Origin of the sequence: Shouchella miscanthi, from assembly GCF_007725405.1 — a bacterium.
Taxonomy (GTDB): Bacteria; Bacillota; Bacilli; order Bacillales; family Bacillaceae_D; genus Shouchella; species Shouchella hunanensis.
Genome location: NZ_CP042163.1, coordinates 1846184 through 1868935 on the forward strand (window position 1 = coordinate 1846184; position 22752 = coordinate 1868935).

26 protein-coding genes are annotated in these 22752 nt (G+C 40.3%); 24 read left to right on the forward strand and 2 right to left on the reverse strand.

All coding sequences use genetic code 11. The features are described from left to right. The first annotated feature begins 3 nt into the window (after nucleotides 1-3). The 5 genes from FPV17_RS09380 to FPV17_RS09400 all read left to right on the forward strand — a co-directional run bounded on the left by FPV17_RS09380 (nucleotide 4) and on the right by FPV17_RS09400 (nucleotide 4719). On the forward strand, nucleotides 4-828 hold the full coding sequence (locus tag FPV17_RS09380; protein ID WP_186370770.1) for a sugar phosphate isomerase/epimerase family protein: 825 nt from the start codon (nucleotides 4-6) through the stop codon (nucleotides 826-828). Between the two features lie 200 nt (nucleotides 829-1028). Next, nucleotides 1029-1244: a DUF4227 family protein gene (locus tag FPV17_RS09385; RefSeq protein ID WP_035394064.1), complete on the forward strand. Its 216-nt coding sequence runs from the start codon at nucleotides 1029-1031 to the stop codon at nucleotides 1242-1244. A gap of 23 nt (nucleotides 1245-1267) precedes the next feature. Then, nucleotides 1268-2158, forward strand: coding sequence for a site-specific tyrosine recombinase XerD (xerD, locus tag FPV17_RS09390; protein WP_144560452.1), 891 nt, complete (start codon nucleotides 1268-1270; stop codon nucleotides 2156-2158). 37 nt (nucleotides 2159-2195) lie between these two features. Continuing rightward, nucleotides 2196-3386, forward strand: a complete 1191-nt coding sequence (gene deoB, locus FPV17_RS09395) for a phosphopentomutase (protein ID WP_035394062.1) — start codon at nucleotides 2196-2198, stop codon at nucleotides 3384-3386. A gap of 19 nt (nucleotides 3387-3405) precedes the next feature. Continuing rightward, nucleotides 3406-4719 carry a pyrimidine-nucleoside phosphorylase gene (locus tag FPV17_RS09400; RefSeq protein ID WP_144558820.1) on the forward strand — a complete coding sequence of 438 codons (1314 nt, stop codon included), beginning with the start codon at nucleotides 3406-3408 and terminating at the stop codon, nucleotides 4717-4719. Between the two features lie 59 nt (nucleotides 4720-4778). On the opposite strand, the gene FPV17_RS09405 is transcribed toward FPV17_RS09400, so the two are convergent. Further along, the gene (locus FPV17_RS09405) at nucleotides 4779-5204 is read right to left on the reverse strand and encodes a pyridoxamine 5'-phosphate oxidase family protein (protein ID WP_035394060.1); all 426 of its coding nucleotides are present in this window, start codon (nucleotides 5202-5204) and stop codon (nucleotides 4779-4781) included. A 138-nt stretch (nucleotides 5205-5342) separates the two neighbouring features. Between FPV17_RS09405 and FPV17_RS09410 the strand changes: the two genes are divergently transcribed. From FPV17_RS09410 to FPV17_RS09485, 16 genes are all read left to right on the forward strand, one after another. Beyond that, entirely contained in the window at nucleotides 5343-5756 is a 414-nt protein-coding gene (locus FPV17_RS09410) for an organic hydroperoxide resistance protein (RefSeq protein WP_035394057.1), read from the forward strand. A gap of 15 nt (nucleotides 5757-5771) precedes the next feature. Next, nucleotides 5772-6563, forward strand: coding sequence for a VLRF1 family aeRF1-type release factor (locus tag FPV17_RS09415; protein WP_186370771.1), 792 nt, complete (start codon nucleotides 5772-5774; stop codon nucleotides 6561-6563). Between the two features lie 134 nt (nucleotides 6564-6697). Then, nucleotides 6698-8086 carry an MDR family MFS transporter gene (locus tag FPV17_RS09420; protein ID WP_144558821.1) on the forward strand — a complete coding sequence of 463 codons (1389 nt, stop codon included), beginning with the start codon at nucleotides 6698-6700 and terminating at the stop codon, nucleotides 8084-8086. 81 nt (nucleotides 8087-8167) lie between these two features. Then, nucleotides 8168-8365 (forward strand): DUF2188 domain-containing protein, encoded by a 198-nt coding sequence (locus FPV17_RS09425; protein WP_035394053.1) that lies wholly within the window; start codon nucleotides 8168-8170, stop codon nucleotides 8363-8365. 141 nt (nucleotides 8366-8506) lie between these two features. After that, a complete protein-coding gene (locus FPV17_RS09430; protein ID WP_144558822.1) occupies nucleotides 8507-9676 on the forward strand; it encodes a D-alanyl-D-alanine carboxypeptidase family protein in 1170 nt (389 codons plus the stop codon). Nucleotides 9677-9785: 109 nt separating this feature from the next. Further along, nucleotides 9786-10130, forward strand: coding sequence for an anti-sigma F factor antagonist (gene spoIIAA / locus FPV17_RS09435; RefSeq protein ID WP_144558823.1), 345 nt, complete (start codon nucleotides 9786-9788; stop codon nucleotides 10128-10130). 3 nt (nucleotides 10131-10133) lie between these two features. Beyond that, nucleotides 10134-10574 carry an anti-sigma F factor gene (spoIIAB, locus tag FPV17_RS09440; protein ID WP_035394048.1) on the forward strand — a complete coding sequence of 147 codons (441 nt, stop codon included), beginning with the start codon at nucleotides 10134-10136 and terminating at the stop codon, nucleotides 10572-10574. A gap of 12 nt (nucleotides 10575-10586) precedes the next feature. Further along, the gene (sigF, locus tag FPV17_RS09445; protein ID WP_035394045.1) at nucleotides 10587-11345 is read left to right on the forward strand and encodes an RNA polymerase sporulation sigma factor SigF; all 759 of its coding nucleotides are present in this window, start codon (nucleotides 10587-10589) and stop codon (nucleotides 11343-11345) included. Nucleotides 11346-11476: 131 nt separating this feature from the next. Next, nucleotides 11477-11935, forward strand: a complete 459-nt coding sequence (locus FPV17_RS09450) for a SpoVA/SpoVAEb family sporulation membrane protein (protein ID WP_144558824.1) — start codon at nucleotides 11477-11479, stop codon at nucleotides 11933-11935. A gap of 14 nt (nucleotides 11936-11949) precedes the next feature. After that, entirely contained in the window at nucleotides 11950-12957 is a 1008-nt protein-coding gene (gene spoVAD, locus FPV17_RS09455) for a stage V sporulation protein AD (protein ID WP_144558825.1), read from the forward strand. Continuing rightward, nucleotides 12958-13311, forward strand: a complete 354-nt coding sequence (gene spoVAE / locus FPV17_RS09460) for a stage V sporulation protein AE (protein ID WP_035394043.1) — start codon at nucleotides 12958-12960, stop codon at nucleotides 13309-13311. Then, nucleotides 13311-13898, forward strand: a complete 588-nt coding sequence (spoVAEA, locus tag FPV17_RS09465) for a stage V sporulation protein SpoVABEA (protein ID WP_035394042.1) — start codon at nucleotides 13311-13313, stop codon at nucleotides 13896-13898. Before spoVAE ends, spoVAEA begins: the two co-directional genes overlap by 1 nt. After that, complete coding sequence (locus tag FPV17_RS09470; protein ID WP_144560454.1) at nucleotides 13888-15348, forward strand: spore germination protein; 1461 nt, start codon at nucleotides 13888-13890, stop codon at nucleotides 15346-15348. Before spoVAEA ends, FPV17_RS09470 begins: the two co-directional genes overlap by 11 nt. A 107-nt stretch (nucleotides 15349-15455) precedes the next feature. Then, complete coding sequence (gene lysA / locus FPV17_RS09475; protein WP_035394039.1) at nucleotides 15456-16787, forward strand: diaminopimelate decarboxylase; 1332 nt, start codon at nucleotides 15456-15458, stop codon at nucleotides 16785-16787. 66 nt (nucleotides 16788-16853) lie between these two features. Further along, on the forward strand, nucleotides 16854-17288 hold the full coding sequence (locus tag FPV17_RS09480; RefSeq protein WP_035394036.1) for a peptidylprolyl isomerase: 435 nt from the start codon (nucleotides 16854-16856) through the stop codon (nucleotides 17286-17288). A gap of 148 nt (nucleotides 17289-17436) precedes the next feature. Further along, a complete protein-coding gene (locus tag FPV17_RS09485; protein ID WP_144558826.1) occupies nucleotides 17437-17922 on the forward strand; it encodes a hypothetical protein in 486 nt (161 codons plus the stop codon). A gap of 243 nt (nucleotides 17923-18165) precedes the next feature. Here the strand turns inward: FPV17_RS09485 and FPV17_RS09490 are convergent, their stop codons facing one another. Continuing rightward, entirely contained in the window at nucleotides 18166-19017 is an 852-nt protein-coding gene (locus FPV17_RS09490; protein WP_186370772.1) for a LysR family transcriptional regulator, read from the reverse strand. Nucleotides 19018-19242: 225 nt separating this feature from the next. Between FPV17_RS09490 and mmgD the strand changes: the two genes are divergently transcribed. Genes mmgD through prpB form a run of 3 tightly spaced genes read left to right on the forward strand, consistent with a single transcriptional unit; the run spans nucleotide 19243 to nucleotide 22745 of the window. Further along, a complete protein-coding gene (gene mmgD / locus FPV17_RS09495; RefSeq protein WP_144558828.1) occupies nucleotides 19243-20358 on the forward strand; it encodes a citrate synthase in 1116 nt (371 codons plus the stop codon). Between the two features lie 24 nt (nucleotides 20359-20382). Then, the gene (locus FPV17_RS09500) at nucleotides 20383-21819 is read left to right on the forward strand and encodes a bifunctional 2-methylcitrate dehydratase/aconitate hydratase (protein ID WP_144558829.1); all 1437 of its coding nucleotides are present in this window, start codon (nucleotides 20383-20385) and stop codon (nucleotides 21817-21819) included. 17 nt (nucleotides 21820-21836) lie between these two features. After that, on the forward strand, nucleotides 21837-22745 hold the full coding sequence (gene prpB, locus FPV17_RS09505) for a methylisocitrate lyase (RefSeq protein WP_144558830.1): 909 nt from the start codon (nucleotides 21837-21839) through the stop codon (nucleotides 22743-22745). The last annotated feature ends 7 nt before the right edge of the window (nucleotides 22746-22752 follow it).

Here is a 22752-nt window from a genome sequence, read left to right on the forward strand (position 1 = left end):
AATGTGAACGTTTCTGTTTGTACCATTTCGTTTCGACATGGTTTGCAGTCCATTGAACACATTGCACAATGGGCTACAGGACAGGGCTTTGATGGGATTGAGCTTTGGGGTAACCATGCACGTCATTTGAAACCACATGCACATGTAAATGGGGAATGGCTAGAATCATATGGTTTAACAGTATCGATGTTAAGCGACTACTTACCGTTACATGACGAACGGGCAAAAAACCATATTGCCGCCAAAAATGTGCTTCAACTTGCCGATCGTTGGAACGCATCAAAAGTTCGAGTATTCGCTGGGGAATTAGGAAGTGAAATGATTCGAAAGGAGGAACGACTACACCTCATTAACCAACTTAGAGATGTGTGTAGGATGGCAGCAGAAAAAAATAAGTTAATACTTGTTGAAATTCATCCGCGAACCCTTTGTGATACGGTTTCTTCTACATTGCAGCTGCTGTCTGAAGTGGATCATCCTTCGCTAAGAGTGAATTTTGATGTGCTTCACGCTTGGGAAAGTGGCGCTAATCTTGACGAAGCATTTGTACAGCTCCAACCATTTGTTGAGCATCTTCATCTGAAAAACGTAGTCGATCGTGGGCATTTACACGTGTTCCATCCTGAAAACGTATTTAATGCTTCTGCATCAAGACAAGGAATGACAAGTTTGTTTACAGGACAAATTGATTATCACCAGTTCCTTTCAAACCATGATTTTAGCTCATTTCATGCTTCTCTTGAATGGTTTGGTCACCATCCGTTTGCCGTATTAAAAGAAGATAAGCAAAAACTAGTTGCCTACCAAAAACAAACGCTCTATCATTAATCAACCTATTCTTTCACTAATCATAGGAGCAAATTGAAACCATCTGTTTTTATCAATACGAACGGGTGGTTTTTATCTTTTCCAAATGCCAATGGCAGCTAGTGACAGAAAAACAAGGATAATCGCTCTTTCATGTATAGACTTGCATGAACTTGGCATAGTGTAGAAGATAGAGTGAATAAAGAGAGCGAGGGAATAGAATGAAAATTCTCTTTCATACAATGAAAGCGGTAATTTTGTTTGTTGCATGCACAGCGATCTTCTACTATGGTATTCTATGGGTGACGGATGAATTAAGTGATCTCCATCGTTATGACGTGCCAGAAGGAAATGCATTAAAAGCGTCATCCGTTGCCAGTGACGAAGATAGGAGTTTGCTGCAGCGGTTAACGTTGTTTTTACTAGATGGCGAATAAGAAGTAAGGAGTACAACATGGGTTTGCAAAATGATGTTAATCAATTTGTCCATTTTATTAAAGTTGAAAAAGGTTTATCGCCTAATACACTAGAATCGTATGGAAGAGATTTAAAGCAGTATGTCCACTATTTGCAAAAAGAGAATGTGGAGGCGTTTACAGATGTCACGCACCACACGATTCAATCGTTTTTGTACGAGCTAAAGCTACAAGATAAATCAGCTGCAACATTGGCACGAATTCTCACATCGGTTCGCTCACTGCATGGTTTCTTATATAGGGAACAATTTACTTCGAGTGACCCTTCTTCTTTAATTGAATCACCGAAAAAAGAAAAACGCTTACCTGACTTTTTAAGTGCAGATGAAGTCGAGCTCTTATTGCAACATCAAACGGTAGGGAGCGTCCCCTTAGAGCTTCGAAATACAGCGATGCTTGAATTGCTCTATGCTTCAGGTTTGCGTGTAACCGAATTAACGTCATTAGAATTGGATCACGTCCACTTAGCAATGGGCTTTTTACGGGTCATTGGGAAAGGGAATAAAGAACGAATTGTTCCCTTAGGGTCAAAAGCGTCAAAAGCGTTAACGGCGTACTTAGAAAGTGGAAGGCAACAATTGCTTAAAAAGCAGCGCCATGCCTACCTTTTTGTGAATCACTATGGGAAGCCTTTAACAAGACAAGGGTTTTGGAAAATCTTAAAACAGCGTGCGACACACGTAAATATAAAAAAAAGCTTTAGTCCACATACGTTGCGCCATTCTTTTGCTACGCATTTACTGGAAAATGGGGCTGATTTGCGTTCTGTTCAGGAAATGCTTGGGCACGCTGATATTTCTACAACACAGATTTACACCCACGTGACGAAGACGCGTATGAAAGATGTATACTTAAAACACCATCCGCGCGCATAAGCAGCATGTTCTTACAAAGATTGAGGAGGAAACAAACGTGACACAAGCATTTAAACGAGTCGTTGTTATTGTAATGGACTCTGTAGGAATTGGTGAAGCACCAGATGCAGAGGCATTTGGAGATAAAGGAACAAATACCCTTGGCTCCATTGCTAAACAGTATGACGCATTGCATATTCCAGAGCTAGAAAAACTAGGTATTGGGAAAATCGCACCACTTAAAGGAATTGAGGCCGTTGCGAATCCAAGTGCGAGCTACGGCATCATGCAAGAAGCGTCAGTAGGAAAAGATACGATGACGGGACATTGGGAAATTATGGGTCTTCGGATTGATGAGCCATTTCGCGTTTTTCCAGACGGATTCCCTGAGGACTTACTACAAGCTTTAGAGGAAAAAACAGGTCGTGGCATCATTGGTAATAAAGTAGCATCAGGTACAGAAATTCTTGATGAACTAGGAAGCGAGCACGTTAAAACAGGGAAATTAATTGTTTACACTTCTGCTGATTCGGTTCTACAAATCGCAGCCCATGAGGACATTGTTCCAGTGGACGAGCTTTATCGTATTTGTGAAATAGCACGTGAGCTGACCCTTGATCCAAAATATATGGTCGGACGCATTATTGCGCGTCCGTTTGTAGGCGATGCCTCTGGTTGGAAGCGAACGTCGAATCGTCATGACTATGCGTTAAAACCTTTTGGCAAGACGGTTATGAATGCGCTTGAAGATGCAGGTCTTGATTCGATTGCATTAGGGAAAATCTCTGACATTTATGATGGAGAAGGGGTAACGGCTTCCATTCGAACGGTTTCAAATGAAGATGGAATGAATAAATTGATTAAACAAATGGATGAAGCATTCACGGGTCTTTGCTTCTTGAATTTAGTTGATTTTGATGCACTGTTTGGTCATCGTCGTGATGTAGTAGGGTACGGTCAATCGTTAAATGAATTTGATGCACAACTTAAAGAGCTTTTGCCAAAGTTAAACGATGACGATTTATTAATAATCACGGCCGATCATGGAAACGACCCGACTCATACAGGCACAGATCATACAAGAGAGCTTGTCCCTCTACTTGCTTACGGTAAAACATTGGAACCGGTTCATTTAGGTCATCGTGAGACATTTGCGGATATTGGCGCAACCATTGCTGAGAATTTTAATGTAACGGCTCCAGAATACGGTAAAAGCTTTTTAAACGAGCTTACATCAAAGAATTTGTAATCACAGAGGAGGAAAAACAATGAGAATGGTTGACATTATTGAGAAAAAAAGAGACGGCTTAAGCTTAACAAAAGAAGAAATTCGCTGGTTTATTGGTGAATATACTGCAAATCGCATTCCGGATTATCAAGTATCGGCTTTGGCTATGGCCATTTATTTTCAAGATATGGACCAACATGAGCGTGCCGAACTTACGTTGGCTATGGCTGAATCAGGTGACCAAATAGATTTAACAGCAATTGATGGGATTAAAGTGGACAAGCATTCAACAGGTGGTGTTGGAGATAAGACAACGATAGCGCTCGTTCCATTAGTGGCAGCTGCTGGCGTACCTGTTGCAAAAATGTCAGGTCGAGGGCTAGGCCATACAGGAGGAACCATTGATAAATTAGAGGCAATTCCAGGATTCTCATGTGACATTGAGACGAAAGACTTTTTACATCAAGTTCAAACAAAAGGCTTAGCTGTTGCTGGACAAACAGGTAATTTAACACCAGCGGATAAACAACTATATGGCTTACGAGATGTGACTGGAACCGTTAACTCAATGGCGCTCATCGCAAGTTCCATTATGAGTAAAAAAATCGCTTCTGGTTCAGATGCCATTGTGCTCGATGTGAAAACAGGTTCTGGAGCATTTATGAAGTCTCTTGATGATTCAACAGGGCTTGCTAAAGCAATGGTTAATATCGGTGCAAACGTTGGACGGAAAACGATGGCGGTTATTTCAGACATGAATCAACCTTTAGGTGAAGGCGTTGGAAATGCTATTGAAATTCAAGAAGCGATCGACGTTTTAAAAGGAAAGGGACCCGAGGACGTTCTTGAGCTGTGTCTCGTCCTAGGTAGCCACATGGTTTTCTTGGCGGAAAAGGCTAGCAGTGTGGAAGAGGCACGCAAACAGCTAGAAGAAGTGATTGAAAATGGAAAAGCAATCGAAATGATGAAAGTCTTTATTGAAAGTCAGGGTGGAAACCCAGCTGTAATTGACGATGAAACGTTATTCCCACAAGCTCGCTATCAAATTGATGTTCCCGCAGTAGAAGCAGGCTATGTACACGAAATTGCCACAGACAAAATTGGCGTTGCTGCTATGCAATTAGGCGCAGGTCGAGCTACAAAAGAGGATCAAATCGACCTTGCTGTTGGGTTGAAGCTGAAGAAAAAAATTGGGGATCGCGTTGAAGTCGATGATACCCTCGTTACGCTCTATGCGAACCGAGAAGAAGTAGAAGACATCATAGCACTCGTCCAAAAGAGTTACCATATGCAAGAAGAAAAACCAGCATCAACAACGCTTATCTATAAGGAAATTTATCCGGAGAAAGCATAATAAAAAAAAGCCAGTTACTAATTCGGTAACTGGTCTTTTTTCTATCTTAATGAATAAACTCAATCAAACGAAATCTCGTAAGGTGTGTGGTCACCTTTATTCATAAGGCGAATGGTTTTTGGTTTTAATTCTAGCAAAATATATGAAGGGTCTGTGGCACTGTCAAAATAATGGGTAAGGGTGTCATGCCAAAATTCGTTTTTCGTTTCTTGATCGTCCCGAATAGTAGCTGTTCCTTGAAATTCGATAAATGCGTCATCATAGCCCTCACCTGTATAACCAAGGAGAACGTGTACATGCGGGTTTTCTTCGACTTCTTTAGCCTTATACGTGTCGATATCCGTTGGTGTATACAGCGTGAAGTCTTTGTGATAAAACGTCATGTAACGAGAATGGGGGCGATTTTCTTTCACGGTTGATAAAGAACCAATCTTATGATCTTCCATTACAGCTAACATTTGTTGTTTCACTTTCGATTTATCCATAAGTAACACTTCCTTTTTATGAGCTACACGTAGTATTCCTCACTGTAAAAAAATAAAACCACTTTTCATGTTTACTTCATAGATAAAACGTCTATACAGTCAGTGTACGAAGTTTTTATAGAGGAGTGTGTTTTCATTATGGCAGATATCGTTTATACATCACATGCAACTGCACAAGGTGGAAGAGAAGGTCAAGTGACTTCAGATGACCAATTTCTTGACTTGAACTTGGTTAAACCAGGTTCAAAGAAGGAAGGCACAAATCCAGAGCAGTTATTTGCGGCAGGTTATGCTTCCTGTTTTGATGGGGCATTGAATTTAATGGCAGCTAACGCAAAAAAAGAGATTGAGTCAAAAACAACGGCGCATGTGTCTCTTGTGAAAGACCCATCAGACAATGGATTCCAAATTGGAGCGGAATTAGTCGTCGAAATTAATGGTGTTTCACAAGAAGAAGCTGAAGAATTAGTAGAACAGGCACATCAATTTTGCCCGTATTCTAAAGCCACTAGAGGAAATATTCAAGTGAAGTTAACAGCGAAAGCACAATAATAAGGAGGGTGTACATTGTCACTAGCAAAACATTTGGAACGCTTTAAGCAAATTCAATGTGAGAACGGCTGTTTAACAATCTATTTGCAGACTGGTAAAACAAGCACGGATCAACAAAAAGGAGAATGGAAAATTCGCCTCAAGAATGGGCTAAAGAAGCTTGAAGAATATTTAGAGGTTAGTGATAATCAAACCGAGTTTCAGGCATTTAAAAAACTGAAAAAAGAGGCTGAGCAACAGATTTTGGCGTTATCAACCAATATGCCAAAAAGCCTTGTTTTCATTGGTTCGTCTAATGGTGATGTACACTTGCAGAAGTTACAAGTCCCAGTGGAGAATGAATTTCGGTGGGAAAAGCACCCTGTTATTGATCAACTTGAAACATTAGAAGAGAAGTATCCTTTATCAGGAATCGTCATGATTAAAAAAACCGATGTACATACGGTTGAAACGAGTCTTGGTGAAGTAATCGAAGAAAAGCAATATAGTTGGGATGTTGAGTCTGAGGATTGGAAAGAGTATGTTGGGGCAAGGCCGCAAGGTGAGACAGGAGCTGCACTACACCGTGAGCAGTATGCTGATCGATTTGATGCGAATCAACAGCGATGGTTTAAAAAAATTGCTCAAAAAATTGAAAAAGAATCAAAGCAAAAGCAATGGTCAACACTGCATTTAGTTGGTTCTCCTGATCAAACAAGTGAATTTGCTAAACAATTGTCAACCCACGATCCTAAAATATCAAAGCGTAACTTGGCTAAATTAAAATCACATGAGATTATAAAAGAGCTAAACGAAGAAGTCGTTTAAACTCGTTTAAGAAAGCGTCTCGAAACCCATTCGAGGCGCTTTTCATCGATTAAACTAGGCATCGATTTTGACAGGTGAAAAAGCACATCGCTATAATATGGAACATACATAGATGGCGAAAAGAAGGTTATGCAATGAGTGAGGAAAAAGAGGAACTGCCTCCATTTAATAAGAAACCATTAGTTGCTGTATTGTTAATTGGAGCGTTTGTGGCAATATTAAATCAAACTTTGTTAACAACAGCATTACCACATTTAATGTCTGATTTAGACATTAATGAAAATGCAGCACAGTGGGTAACTACGATTTTTATGCTAGTTAATGGGATTATGATCCCTATAACGGCTTTTTTAATTGAAAAATTTAAAGCTCGATCACTTTTTTTGACAGCGATGACGCTATTTGGTTTAGGAACACTGCTTTGTGCGATCTCGCCCAATTTCAGTATGTTACTTGTAGGTCGAATCATTCAAGCTTCAGGTGCAGGGATTATGATGCCCCTTATGCAAACTGTTTTTCTTCTCATTTTCCCGAAAGAGCGGCGTGGACAGGCGATGGGCATGGTTGGGCTTGTTATTTCATTTGCGCCTGCGATTGGACCTACCTTATCTGGTTGGCTAGTAGAATCGTATCACTGGAGTATTTTATTTTGGATTCTTATGCCAATTGTTGTCATTGATATTGTTGCGGCGATCTTTGTCATGCGAAACGTCACAACGTTGCGTCACCCTAAGCTAGATCTTCAGTCCATCATCCTTTCAACATTTGGTTTCGGTGGTTTATTATTTGCATTTTCAAATGCAGGGCAAGCAAGCTGGGGGAGCCCTCTTGTTTATGTGCCTTTACTGATAGGGATCGTCACACTTTATCTCTTTGTGACCCGTCAATTAAAGCTTAGTCACCCAATTTTAGAGTTTCGTGTGTTTACGTATCCAGTTTTTACATTAACAACGGTGATGGGGATGCTTGTATTTGTATCTCTCGTGGGACCGGCTACAATCTTGCCAATTTATATGCAAAACATGCAAGGCTATTCTGCCTTTGAGACGGGGTTAACCATTTTACCTGGAGCTGTGCTGATGGGAATGATGTCGCCAATAACGGGGAGAATTTTCGATAAATTTGGTGCAAGGACTTTGGCGATTATCGGCTTAACGTTCATTTTCTTGTCTTCGTTATTTTATACAAATTTAACGGTGGACACATCGTTAACGTATCTAACCATTGTCTACGCGGTGAGAATGTTCGGATTATCCCTTGTATTAATGCCAGTAACGACTGCAGGATTAAATGTATTACCAAGAGAACTTATTCCCCATGGAACTGCAATGAACAATACAATGAGGCAAGTGTCTGGGTCAATTGGAACGGCAATTCTCGTTTCTGTTATGACTGCGTCTGCTTCAGCTGGGCAAAGTGAATCTATGATACAAGGAGTAAACAATGCTTTTATTGTGGCAACGGTTATAGCGTTTGTTAGCTTTATAATGGCGTTTTTTATAAAGAAAACCCCTCAACATTAAGGTTATTCCTGAAAAGATGTTTTCTCCCCTTTTCATTCGGGTATTTAAACGAGTAGAACAGATAGAGAAGGAGAGATAGAGATGAAGGAATATACGGTGACGCCAAATAAAGATGCAACAACCTGGTTTGTAAAAGTAGAAGATGTTGCACCATTAGAAGAATATGATAAACAATCGAAAGCAATCGAAGCTGGCGAGAAGCTTGCACAAGAAAACCAGCCAAGCCGATTAATTATTTTCGATGAGTATCACAAGCAACAAGAAATTAAAACGTTTTAAACGAATCATTGAAGAAAGATGAGAAGTGAGAAATCACTACTCATCTTTTTTTGGGTTGACCTCCTTCCCTTGTGTATAGAAAAATCTGGAATGGAAAGACTAGCTGATAGCTTTTTACATAAAGGTTATGGAGGGAAATGTATGAAAAAAGGTCTACATTTACTAGTAGTTTGGTTATTATTAGCGCTATTTGCAACACAACCGCTTACGGCAAAGGCTGCGGAGGTAAAAAAATCGCCACTTGGAGAGAAAACCCTTTCTGCTATCGTAATAGAACGGGATACAGGGGAAGTTATTTTTGAGAAAAATAGCGATAAAGCGTTACCCCCAGCAAGTATGACAAAGATCATGACGATGTTACTCGTTATGGAAGCGATTGATGAAGGAAAGCTATCGTTTGATGAGCAAGTAACAGTGAGTGAATATGCGGCTTCAATGGGAGGTTCGCAAATTTTTCTTGAAGCTGGAGAACAAATGAGTGTAGATGATCTTTTAAAAGGAATTGCCGTTGCGTCTGGGAACGACGCAGCAGTAGCGATGGCAGAGCATATTGCTGGCTCTGAAGAAGGATTCGTCAAAATGATGAATGAAAAAGCGAGTGAACTGAATTTAGAACAGACATCGTTTAAAAACACGAACGGATTGCCAATTGAAAATCACTATTCATCAGCTCATGACTTGGCGATGATTGCGAAAGAGCTGTTAAAGTACGAAAAAATAACAGAGTACACAGGTATTTATGAAGACTATTTACGCAAAGGAACAGATAAAGAGTTTTGGCTTGTCAATACGAATAAATTGGTACGCTTTTATCCTGGTGTAGATGGATTAAAAACGGGTTTTACCCAAGAAGCAAAATATGGATTAACTGCGACTGCTGAAAAAGAGGGCATGCGTGTTATAACGGTTGTTATGGGATCACCGACATCAAAGGAACGAAATGCAGAAGTCACCTCATTACTAGATCATGCGTTTAACAACTACTCTACTGAAACACTTTACAAAAAGGGAGATGTGTTAGGTGAGGCAACAGTTGTAAAAGGATCGAAAAAAACATTAGAAGCGGTTACGGAAGATCAAGTATCCATCCTGTTAAAAAAAGGCGAGGATTCAAAAGAGCCTGTTGTGAATACGTCCTTTGACGAAACCATTGCTGCACCAATTCAAAAAGGTGATGTAGTCGGTAATTTAACTGTTGAAATAGACGGAAATACAGTTGTCTCGACAGATTTAGTCGCTTCAGACACAATTGATACGGCTTCATGGTGGCAATTGTTTAAACGAACCTTGTCTACTTTTGCAGGGAAATAAAGAATGATTAGAACTTTTCACTAACATGCACTACTTTTGTCAGTAACAAGGATTTCAAGAGATTCGTATGGAATGATAGCATGGAGTAAGTTTAGATGGAGGTGTTTTCATGACATTACAAATTCAAATGGAACAAAAACACAATGTGTTACTTGTAAGACTGGCAGGAGAATTAGATCATCATGCAGCAAAAACACTAAGAGCGGAGGTAGAAGCTCATCTACCGAACACAAAGCATATTTTGTTAAATCTTGAAGGGTTATCATTTATGGATAGTTCGGGTCTTGGTGTGATTTTAGGACGATATAAACAAATTACAGCGGCAGGAGGAGAAATGGTCGTTTGTGCAATTTCTCCAACAGTTGGACGTTTATTTGAGATGTCAGGGATGTTTAAGATCATTCGTTTTGAAGAAAGTGAAGATTTTGCTTTGCAAAAGTTAGGGGTGGCTTAAGCAATGGAAAATAAAATGGATCTTTCATTCAGTGCAAAAAGTGAAAATGAATCGTTTGCAAGAGTAACAGTAGGGGCTTTTTTAGCTCAACTTGATCCCACTATGGAAGAACTAACGGAGATTAAGACTGTTGTTTCAGAAGCTGTGACGAATGCGATCATCCATGGTTATGACAATGACGAAAGCGGCATGGTCTACATCTCAGCGGTATTGCGTGATAACGAAATTGAAATTGTCATTCGCGATGAAGGGAATGGCATTCTTGATATCGATGAAGCACGAGAGCCGTTGTTTACTTCAAAACCTGAACTTGAGCGCTCGGGAATGGGTTTTACCATAATGGAAAACTTCTGTCATGAGATGAAAGTCGTCTCTGAACCGTTATTAGGGACAACGGTGTATTTAAAAAAGCAATTAACAAAAACAAAGGCCATATGCAGATAAGGGGTCTTGCTAATGAGCGCTGAGCTAAAGAAAACAACAAAAAAGATGTTGACTGATCAAGAATTAAAAGACCTAATCGCGAAAAGTCAGCAAGGTGATACAGAAGCTCGCGATTTAATTGTTAACAAGAACACACGTCTCGTATGGTCGGTTGTCCAACGATTTATGAACCGAGGCTATGAAGCAGAAGATTTGTTTCAAATCGGCTGCATTGGCTTAATTAAATCAGTTGATAAGTTTGATTTATCTTATGATGTTAAATTTTCGACTTATGCGGTGCCAATGATAATTGGTGAGATTCAGCGGTTTTTAAGAGATGATGGCACCGTAAAAGTGAGTCGCTCCATTAAAGAATTGAGTAATAAGATTCGAAAAGCAAAGGATGATTTAACAAAAGAATACCGGCGCACACCGACAGTGAATGAAATTGCTGTACATTTAGGCGTTACGCCTGAAGAAGTCGTCTTTGCAGGAGATGCGAATCGGAGTTTAACGTCTATTCATGAAACGGTGTATGAAAATGATGGAGACCCGATTACGCTAATGGATCAAATTGCAGATACTAGCCAAGTGAAATGGTTTGATAAAATTGCATTAAAAGAGGCGATTCGAGATCTAGAAGAACGAGAACGTTTAATCGTTTATTTACGCTATTACAAAGACCAGACACAGTCAGAAGTAGCAGAGCGTTTAGGGATTTCTCAAGTTCAAGTATCACGTTTAGAAAAGAAAATTCTCGATCAAATGAAAGAAATTATGTCAGAAACATAGTCTTAGATTAGGGAAGACGAAGCATAAACGGAGCCAGACTTTTTACCGATGGGTAGGAAGTCTTTTTTTGTGCGAATTGAATGTTCGTCAATGCAGCATACTACTACCAAAGCGCAGTAACAGGAGGACGTATGTTAAAAAAAGAGGAAAAAGATAATTATAAAGAAAACATTCGCCTGTTTGCAGCAAAAACACGTTTTGTTAAACATGGGACACTCGCATTTTTAGGCGGCGGCTGCATAAGTGTAGTTGGTCAATTGATCTATGACGGGCTAAGGCACGTTTTTTCGCTAAATCCACAAATGGCCACGAGCTATATGATTGTCATTTTACTTACATTTTCGGCGTTTGGCACAGGTTTAGGAATCTACAAAAAAGGAGCGCAGTTGTTTGGAGCGGGATTGATTGTACCGATTACAGGGTTTGCTAATGCGATGACGGCAACAGCACTTGATCATCGCTCAGAAGGCTTTCTTTCAGGGATAGGCGTTCATTTATTTCGCATTGTTGGTCCAATCTTTATAGTTGGCATCACTGCTGCGTATCTCGTTAGCTTTTCGCGATTGTTCATTCATATGATCCTGAAATAAGGAGAGGCAGAATTATGGTAAATCAAAAGAGGGTCATTCAATTTAAGACGCCTGTATATGTAGAAGAACGAGGTACAGCTGTGGGTCCGAAAGAAGGGAGTGGCCCCCTCGGTCATGGATTTGACTATGTATTTCCTAACCTGTTATGTGGAGAGAAGGATTGGCAAACAGCGGAAAAAAAGTTGACGGAAAAAGCGATTACCTATTGTCTACATAAACAAAGGCTAAAAGACAATCACTTAGATTTATTTATCGCTGGCGATTTAACAAACCAGAGTACAGTGTCGAGCCAAATCGCTCGTAATTTACGTGTCCCCTATATTGGTAGCTATTCTGCTTGCGCAACAGCGATAGAAAATTGCATTGTCGCAGGTATGTGGATTAATGGTGGTGGAGCTCGACATGTATTGTGCGCTTCAAGTAGCCATATCGGTGGATGTGAGAAGCAGTTTCGCTTTCCAATAGAATTTGCTCAGCAAAAGCCAGATACGGCGCAGACGACTGTCACAGGTGCTGGCGCAATCATCCTTGGGAGACATCAATCAATGATTCAAATGACAGAAGGACTTCTCGGTAAAGTCATTGATTTAGGGATTAAGAACCCCTATGAGCTCGGTGCGGCTATGGCACCAGCTGCCGCGGATACACTGCTTACGTACTTGCATGAAACGGAACAAAAGCCATCTGACTTTGATCTTATTTTGACAGGTGATCTTGCGCGTTCTGGAAGTGAGGTTTTTAAGAAGCTACTACGTGAACATGATGTGATTGTAAGCGAAAACTACGACGATTGTGGCGTCATGATGTATGGAACGAATCAACAGGTGTTGGCAGGTGGTAGTGGTGCTGGTTGTTGCGCTACGGTCGTCTTTGGGCACGTTTTTAATGAGATGCTCGCCAATCGGTTAAAACGGGTGCTCGTTATCGCAACAGGCGCCTTGCATAGTGCAAACACGGTTCAACAACATAAAACGATTCCTTGTATTGCTCATGCAGTTGTGTTTGAAAGAAGGGGGAATTAAATGATTTATTTATGGGCGTTTTTAATTGGAGGGAGCATTTGCTTATTCGGACAATTTCTTTTAGACATTGTTAAGCTTACTTCCATTCAAATGTTAGTAACCCTAGTACTGATTGGCATTATATTGGATGGGTTTGGTTTATATGAACAGCTCATTGAATTTGCAGGCGCAGGAGCAACGGTTCCGATTACAGGCTTTGGCTATTCTCTTGTACATGGTGCCATGTTAAATGGAGAAAATGGCTTATTTTATATTAGCGATGGAGTCTTTGAACTTGCGTCCACTACCATTGTTTTTTCCATTCTCTTAAGCCTGATTGTAGCGGCTATTTTTAAGCCGAAAGGTGTGACGTGATGAAAAAAGTAATCTTTGTTACAGATGGTGATCTGGCTAGTAAAAAAGCACTTGAACACATTGCTCAAGACTTAAAATGTACCGTTCTTAGCGCATCTTATGGCAATCCAACGACTATTGAACCGGAAGCGTTAGTTGATCTTATTAACTTAGAAAAAGGCGATGTTCCAATTATTATCATGTTCGATGATTGCGGCATTCGCGATGTTGGTTTTGGTGAAACGGCCATGCACTATATCGTCAACCAAGAAGATATTGAGGTCATTGGTGCTGTAGCCGTTGCTTCGCAAACACATGCGAAAGAATGGACTCATGTGGATGTAAGCGTTGATCGATTTGGTCGTTTATCCGAATACGGTGTAGATAAAGAAGGGTTAATTGACATGGAAATTGGCAGGATTAATGGTGATACGGTTTCCATATTAGATGATTTGAACCTACCTTGTGTCGTAGGTGTCGGTGATATTGGGAAAATGGCACGCTTTGATGATGTTAAAAAAGGTGCGCCGGTTACAAAAAAAGCAATACAAATTATTTTAGAAAGGAGTGGTTATAGTGAACCCGTCTTCGAAACAGATGACATTTAGAAGAAGTATTGCAGAAAATGATCACATTATGAATGAGCGTTTAGGAATAGGCGAATCCTTCGATGTTGGTGTTAGAAAGCTAAATGTATTCGGTAAAGATGTCTATATTTATTATTTAACGGGCTTAGTCGATAACTTATATATTATTGATATCTTGCGTGAGCTTATGGATACCGAAAGTCGGATGCGGCGAGCTGAACATCCTTTTCAATCTGTTAAGAATCATTTAGCGCATATTCAAGTTGAAGAAACTGAGTCGATTGATCATGCCATTACACAAGTGTTATCAGGGTTAATTTGCGTTGTCGTCGATGGCGAAGCAAATAGTTTGATTGTTGATGTTCGATCGTATCCTGGTCGTGGACCTGAAGAACCAGATACAGAGCGTGTAGTACGTGGGTCACGAGACGGCTATACAGAGAACATCATCTTTAATACGGGCTTAACGAGGAGACGAATACGAGATGAACGATTACGCCAAGAAATTATGCAAGTGGGTGTGCGTTCTAAAACCGACATAGCCTTATGTTATATAGAAGGAATTGTTGATCCTAAGCTAGTAAACATTATTAAGAAAGAGCTTAAGGATATTAATATTGATGGACTAACGATGTCGGATAAAGTGGTGGAAGAATACATTGTTAAACAAGGCATTAATCCATTTCCACTCGTACGTTATACAGAGCGTCCAGACGTAGCTGCTACTCATATTCTAGAAGGACATATTGTTCTTATTATTGATACATCTCCGTCCGTTGTAATTACACCGGCAACACTGTTTCACCATGTGCAGCATGCTGAGGAGTACCGACAAGCTGCTGCAGTTGGTACATTTTTGCGATGGATGCGGTTTGTCGGCATTCTCTTTTCACTATTAATTGTCCCGTTTTGGCTATTGCTTGCAACTCATCAAGAATTACTGCCGCCAGCGTTGGATTTTGTCGGTGTAGAAGAAAATAACAATATCCCGATTGCGGTCCAAATTATTTTTGCAGAAGCTGGAATAGAATTGCTGCGAATGGCTGCCATACACACCCCGTCTCCATTAGCAACAGCACTTGGTCTCGTAGCCGCCCTTTTAATTGGAGAAATGGCGATTGATGTAGGTTATTTCACAACGGAAGTCATTCTTTATGTGGCACTTGGTTCGATTGGAATGTTTGCCACACCAAGTTACGAGTTAGGAGTGGCGCTAAGGATGAGCCGCTACCTTATCATTCTTGCAGTAGCACTTTTTGGGCCAGTAGGATTTGTTGTATCGTTGTTTTTACTACTGATTTCGCTTATTCGACTGTCTCCACTTGCAAAGCCTTATCTATGGCCGTTTTTACCATTTGATCCACCGGCTATGTATCAGATTCTTGTTCGTACATCTGTTCCAAGCGTTCGTTGGAGACCGAGTATTGTTCATCCTGTCGATAAAATTAAGCAATCACCAAAAAGTGAATAGTAGTCAAACGTTTTAACTTCTGATAAACTAGATAGCAATTGCGGAAAGTAGCTTTATGGCTTCGCCTGAAGCTGCTTTTCTTTTGTTATTAAAGGAGTGAGAGTGGCGTGTATTTGCATGGAACAATGGAAATCAATGCAAGTGGACATTTAGAGATTGGTGGTGTAGATACCGTTGAGCTAGCTAACGTTTATCGTACCCCTCTATTTGTTTACGATGTTGCACTTATAAAAGAGAGAATGAATGCATTTAAAGACGCGTTTGAAAAGAAACAAGTAGCTTACCAAGTAGCTTATGCTAGTAAAGCATTTAGCACAGTAGGGATGTATCAACTGGCCCATTCAGCTGGTTTAAGTATTGATGTGGTATCTGGCGGTGAGTTATTTACTGCACTAAAAGCAGGTGTGCCGGCATCTACAATCCATTTTCACGGTAACAACAAGAGCATTGATGAATTGAAGATGGCCTTAGATGAACAGATTGGTTGTATTGTTGTCGATAATTTCTACGAATTAAAAACGATTCAGGCTTTAGCGGAACAACGTGGACAAACGGTTCCTGTCTTATTGAGACTAACACCAAATGTTGAGGCTCATACCCATGAATATATTACAACAGGTCAAGAGGATTCTAAATTTGGCTTCGATCTTGCAAGTGGTCAAGCTACAAAAGCGATCGGCATTAGCTTAGAAGATGAACATATTCACTTATTAGGCGTTCACAGTCACATTGGCTCACAGATTTTTGAAACAGACGGTTTTGTACTTGCAATAGAAAAAGTATTTGAAAATCTTGCACGATGGAAACAAACATTTAATTATGAGCCGGCCGTGCTCAACTTCGGTGGTGGGTTTGGCATTCGTTATGTGGATGGAGATACGCCACTTCATCCAAGTGTGTATGTAGAGAAAATCGTTGATGAAACGATAAAGCATACAACATTATTAGAAATGGACATGCCTGAGATTTGGATTGAGCCAGGTCGTTCCATCGTTGGGGATGCAGGTACAACCCTTTATACAATTGGTTCACAAAAAGATATTCCAAATGTGCGCCGCTACCTTTCCGTCGATGGAGGGATGGGTGATAACTTGCGACCTGCTTTATACGAAGCAAAGTATGAAGGGATGCTAGCGAATCGTGCAAATGACAAGCCAGAGGATACGTTCTCTGTTGCTGGGAAATGCTGTGAAAGCGGCGATATGTTAATTTGGGATTTGCCTTTACCTGATGTTACAGCAAACGACATATTAGCGATTTCGTGCACAGGTGCGTATGGCTATTCAATGGCAAATAACTACAATCGTATTCCTCGCCCGGCTATTGTGTTTGTTGAAGACGGTGAAGCGCAGCTTGTTGTCAAACGAGAAACCTATGAAGACTTAGTGAAGCTTGATTTACCTTATCAGCAAAAAGCAGTCGCACCATTTGAGAATTAATGACAATGTGTGTACAATAGATGAAGTGCGGAAGCGCAATTACGAGTAGTGAGAGGACGGATAAAGATGAAAAAAGGTAGCATCACGTTTGAAAACGGCGAAAAAATCGTTATCGATTTCTTTGAAAACGAGGCACCAGGAACAGTTGAAAACTTTGAAACATTAGCGAAAAAAGGTTTTTACGACGGACTAACATTCCACCGCGTTATTCCTGGTTTCGTTGCACAAGGCGGCGACCCGAACGGAAACGGTACAGGAGGTCCTGGCTACACAATCAAATGTGAAACGGCTGGTAACCCACATAAGCACGTAGCGGGTACATTATCTATGGCACACGCTGGTAAAGATACAGGCGGTAGCCAATTCTTTATCGTACATGAGCCACAACCACATCTTGACGGCGTTCATACTGTATTCGGACAAGTCGTTGAAGGTCTTGACAGCGTTTATCGCATTAACCAAGGCGACGTTATGCAAGAAGTGAAAGTTTGGGAAGAATAGAATAAACAAAAAAGTATGCATGAGTGAAAAGCTCTGCATGCTTTTTTTTGCATAGGAAATCATGATTAATGAACTTTGTTCAATTATCAAGCCTCTAACGGTTATATTTGGGTTGAAAAAGGAGAATATTCCAAAGGAGGTAAGTAAGTTGTATAAAAATCTTTGTTTAGCAACGATTCTACATGATCCTCATTCCCTTTTGTATGATGCTATAGTTGAAAATGAAAAGAGATTACGGAAATGTAAATATGAAAATAAATACGTTGCGATTAGCAATGAAACGAACAAAGATATAGTTGATTTGCTGTTAGAATATAATTTCACAATTTATAGGGTTGAAAAGCGTGGGCCTGGTAACGCAAGGAGAGACTTGTTGAAACATCTCCCTTATGTTAAGAATCGTTTCTATCATTATTGTGATTTCGACAGGTTTTTAACATGGGTAAAGTATCATGGTGAGGACTTAAATGTACTAAATAGGTATGTTGAAACAAATGATCCCAATGGTTTGAGATTTACAAATTATAATAAAACGTCTGATGATCATTCTTTAGGTTCATGGATCTCAAGGCTAGAACTTACAACTTCTATTGCAAAAACCATTAAGGTATTAGGTAGGGACTGTAAATTTTAGTGTGTAATTTACATTAATTAAACAAGCGATATTTTGCCTTTTTACTATACAAGCGCAACAGATCTGGCAGTCGTCTTTGTTCGACGCAATTAAATGATTGATACAAAAAGTATGGTAAGAATCAAGAGGGGGGAGGTAAACAAACGTATTTTTAAAATCTAGTGAAAAAAGCTTATAACTAAAAAGGCCCATTCCATGTGCGTATGACTCGCGCAATGAAAGAGTCCCTTTTAACATCGTCAACTAGGTAGAGAGTGATTCTTGATCTAGCAATTCCAAAAACGCTTTTACTTGCGGGAGAGAAGCGTTTTTTTCGTTATAATACGTCCATGTATCTCGTCGAAGTTCGTTCCCATTCATATGTAAGCGTGTAAAACGACATGTTGTATCGTCAAGGTCTTTCGTAGCGATTTCCGGTAAAATACAAGCGCCAATACCATTTAACATTAGTTGTTTGCAAGTCTCAATTTGATCAACTTTAATGGTTTGCTTCGGTAAAGGGAATGGTTCAGTGAGAAACCATTTATCTAATGTTGCATGGAAAGTAGCGTCGCTTTGGAATTCAATTAAGGTGTTCGTATCTTCATAATGCTTGTTTGCAACATAGTAGAGGTTTTCAGAGAATAATTTCTGTTTAACATCTTCTCCTTCAAGCTCTCCTCGTAAGATGCTTACGTGTACATTGTGTCGTTGAGCATACATAGCAGTGGTGAAGCCGGTTTGTAGGTCAATTTTCACTTGAGGGTACTGCTCCATATAGTTCTTTAAGAGTAGAGGGAGATAGTATTGAGCGATAACAGATGATACAGCGAGTGAAAGGGTACCACGAACATGACCTGTTAACGTATTCATTCGATTCATAAATTCTTTTTCTTCTTGAATACGTGTTTTTGCAAAAAGAATCACTTCTTCTCCTACTGGTGTGGGGATGAGTGATTTATGAGTACGTATAAAAAGCGCTTCACCCCATTTTTCTTCAATCTGTTTAAGTCGTTGACTCAATGCTGGTTGTGACAAGTACAGCTGTTTGGCAGCGCCTCGAATCGTGCCGGCAGCATCTAAAGCAACAATTAATTCGTCATCGTCAAGTCTCATTGCAATCATCCTTTTTACGAATCTATCTTTACATTGTAATCGTTCTCAATCTCTATCACAAGGTTGAATAGACAGAATAAATCAACATTGGCACCGATTACGAAATTATGGTAATCTAAAAAAGAAGTGAATTCACAGTATATGCTCTTGTAGGAATATGCTGAAATTTGTAAGCGCTTTATCTTTAGTATGCATGTTTTACACTACGAGTAACGGAGGGATGAAATGGCAATTGAACAAAGCTACTACCCTGGTCTTGATGGCGTTATTGCAGCAGAAACAGATTTATCATTTCTTGATACAGAACAAGGAGAAATCGTGATTCACGGATACGATTTAATTGAACTATCAAAATCACATGGATACTTAGACATTGTCCACTTGCTTTTGCAAGGCACGCTGCCTACGTCAACAGAACGAACGGACTTGGCAAAGCGACTAAGTGATTCGTACGATGTACCAGAAGTGATTCTTGATGTGTTTAAGCTCTTACCAGCTTCAACTCACCCAATGGATGCATTGCGCACAGGTATTTCCGTATTAGCAAGCTATGATCACGACTTGTTAAACCGAGATCCAGAAGTAAATCGAGAAAGAGGGTATCAGCTACTTGCGAAGTTACCAACCATCGTCGCAAATAGCTATCGCGTCCTAGAAGGAAAAGACGTTATGCGTCCAAAAGAATCTCTTTCTTATAGCGCGAATTTCTTGTATATGATTACTGGAAAAGAACCGACGGAACTTGAAGAACGGGTTTTTGATCAGTCACTCGTTCTATATTCTGAACATGAAATGCCGAATTCGACATTTACCGCTCGAGTGATTGCTTCTACATTATCGGATATGTATGGTGCATTAACAGGAGCAGTCGCGTCTCTAAAAGGGCATCTTCATGGTGGGGCAAATGAAGCTGTCATGTATATGCTTCTTGATGCGAATACCCCAGAAGAATTCGAAACACTCCTTACGAACAAGTTGAAGCAAAAAGAGAAAATTATGGGCTTCGGTCATCGGGTTTACATGAAAAAAATGGACCCTCGGGCTCAAATTATGAAAGAAGCATTGGCTGAGTTATCCGCTGCAGCAGGAGACGACCGTCTTTTGCGGATGTGCGAAGCAGGAGAAGCATTGATAGCGAAGGAAAAAGGGCTTTATCCGAACCTTGATTACTATGCAGCACCGGTTTATTGGATGCTTGGTATTCCAATTGGCCTATATACACCTATTTTTCTTTCATCCAGAACAGTTGGCTTGAGTGCCCATGTAATTGAACAACATGAGAACAATAAATTATTCCGCCCAAGAGTAAAATATACTGGACCAAGACATACAATCAAATAATAGTGACTATGGAGGGTTACGCTTATGTTAAAAACAGATACAAGAAAAACAGATCAATTGCTAGAGGATATTGCAGATTATGTCCTAGATAAAGAAATTACAAGTGAGGAAGCGCTAACGACAGCTGCTCATGTTCTTATTGATACTTTAGGTTGTGGGGTATTGGCACTTCGCTATCCTGAATGTGTGAAAATGCTAGGACCAGTAGTGCCAGGTACAACCGTTCCAAATGGCGTTAAAGTACCAGGAACTTCACATGTATTAGACCCAATTCGTGGTGCCTTTAATATTGGTACGATGATTCGTTGGCTTGATTACAACGACACGTGGCTCGCTGCTGAGTGGGGACACCCTTCAGATAATTTAGGCGGTATTTTAGCAACAGCAGACTATATCAGTCGTACAAATATTGCTGAAGGTAAAGAACCATTAACCGTTCGAGATGTATTAGTTGCAATGGTAAAAGCCCATGAAATTCAAGGGGTGCTCGCCTTAGATAATAGCTTTAACCGTGTCGGCTTAGATCACGTTTTACTTGTTAAAGTGGCTTCTACTGCTGTTGTTGCAGGGATGTTAGGAGGCACAAGAGAGGAAATCATTAATGCTGTTTCTCATGCGTGGATTGATAATGCAGCATTGCGAACGTATCGTCATGCACCGAATACAGGCTCAAGAAAATCATGGGCAGCTGGTGATGCAACTAGCCGAGGTGTATTTCTTGCAATGACGGCACTAAAAGGAGAAATGGGGTACAAAACAGCACTAACAGCTCCAGGATGGGGTTTTCAAGATGTCCTGTTCAATAAACAAGAATTAACGTTAGCAAGAGACCTTGATGCATATGTAATGGAAAATATTTTGTTTAAAGTTTCGTATCCAGCAGAATTCCATGCTCAAACAGCTGCAGAATGTGCTGTTACTTTACACGAGTCCATTAAAGATCGTCTAGACGACATTGACCGAATTGAAGTGAGTACACATGAGTCAGCCATTCGGATCATTGATAAAAAGGGTCCTCTCTACAATCCAGCTGATCGTGATCATTGTTTACAGTACATTATTGCCATAGGGTTATTAAAAGGTGACATTGTTGCTGACGACTATGAAGAGGACATGGCGAATGATCCAAGAGTGGATGGGTTAAGAGATCTAATGGTTGTTAGTGAAAACAAGCAGTATTCAAAAGATTATTTAGATCCGAACAAGCGCTCAATCGCCAATGCCATTCAGATTTTCTTTAAAGATGGATCATCGACAGATCAAATTGCAGTGGAGTATCCACTTGGTCATCGTTTTAGAAGAGAAGAAGCGGTTCCAGCAATCCAACAAAAATTTACAGACAATCTAGCAACTCATTATGCTAGTAAGCAGCATCAAGCGATTTTAGACATGACGAATGATTACAAAGAGTTAGAAAAAGTCACAGTACCTGCATTTACAGATTTGTTTGCACAGGAATAAGAAAGGAGCGTGTGAAGATGCCTTGGATTGTTGATCAACCATTGTCACAAAAAGAACTGGCACAACAGTTTCTTGAGCAAGTAAAGGAAAAGGGAATTTTGCAAATTCCCGGAGCTCATGACGCCATGGCAGGTTTAATGGCGAAACAAGCAGGTTTTACAAGTCTCTACCTTTCAGGTGCTGCCTTTACAGCAAGTCTTGGATTACCAGATCTCGGAATTGTGAATTCAAAAGAAGTAGCAGATCGGGCTAAAGAAATTATTCGTGCCACAAATCTACCTATTTTAGTCGACATTGATACGGGGTTTGGTGGTGTTTTGAATGTAGCTCGTACAGCGGTTGAGATGGTCGAAGCCGGTGTTGCAGCAGTACAAATGGAAGATCAAGATTTGCCGAAAAAATGTGGTCATTTAAACGGCAAGAAGCTTGTCACTACAGAGGAAATGGTACAAAAGATTGCGGCACTTAAAAAAGCAGCACCGTCACTCTTGCTCGTTGCGCGAACCGATGCAAGAGGCGTGGAAGGACTGGATGAAGCCATTGACCGGGCCAAAGCTTATGTAGAGGCTGGAGCAGATGCTATTTTCCCAGAAGCGCTTCAAGGAGAGGAAGAGTTTAGAGCGTTTGCGAGTGCAATTGAAGCACCGCTCCTTGCTAATATGACCGAGTTTGGTAAAACACCGTATTACCAAGCCGTTGAATTTGAAGATATGGGCTATGAGATGGTGATTTATCCAGTGACGTCATTGCGAGTCGCAGCAAAAGCATATGAGCGTGTTTTTCAAGATATACTAGAAAACGGTACGCAAAAAGCGAGTCTCGAGCATATGCAGAAACGAAGTGAGCTTTATGAAACCATCTCTTATCAAGATTTTGAAGACTTAGATCAATCGGTAGCAAAAACAGTGCTATCAAAACATCAATAAAACGCAT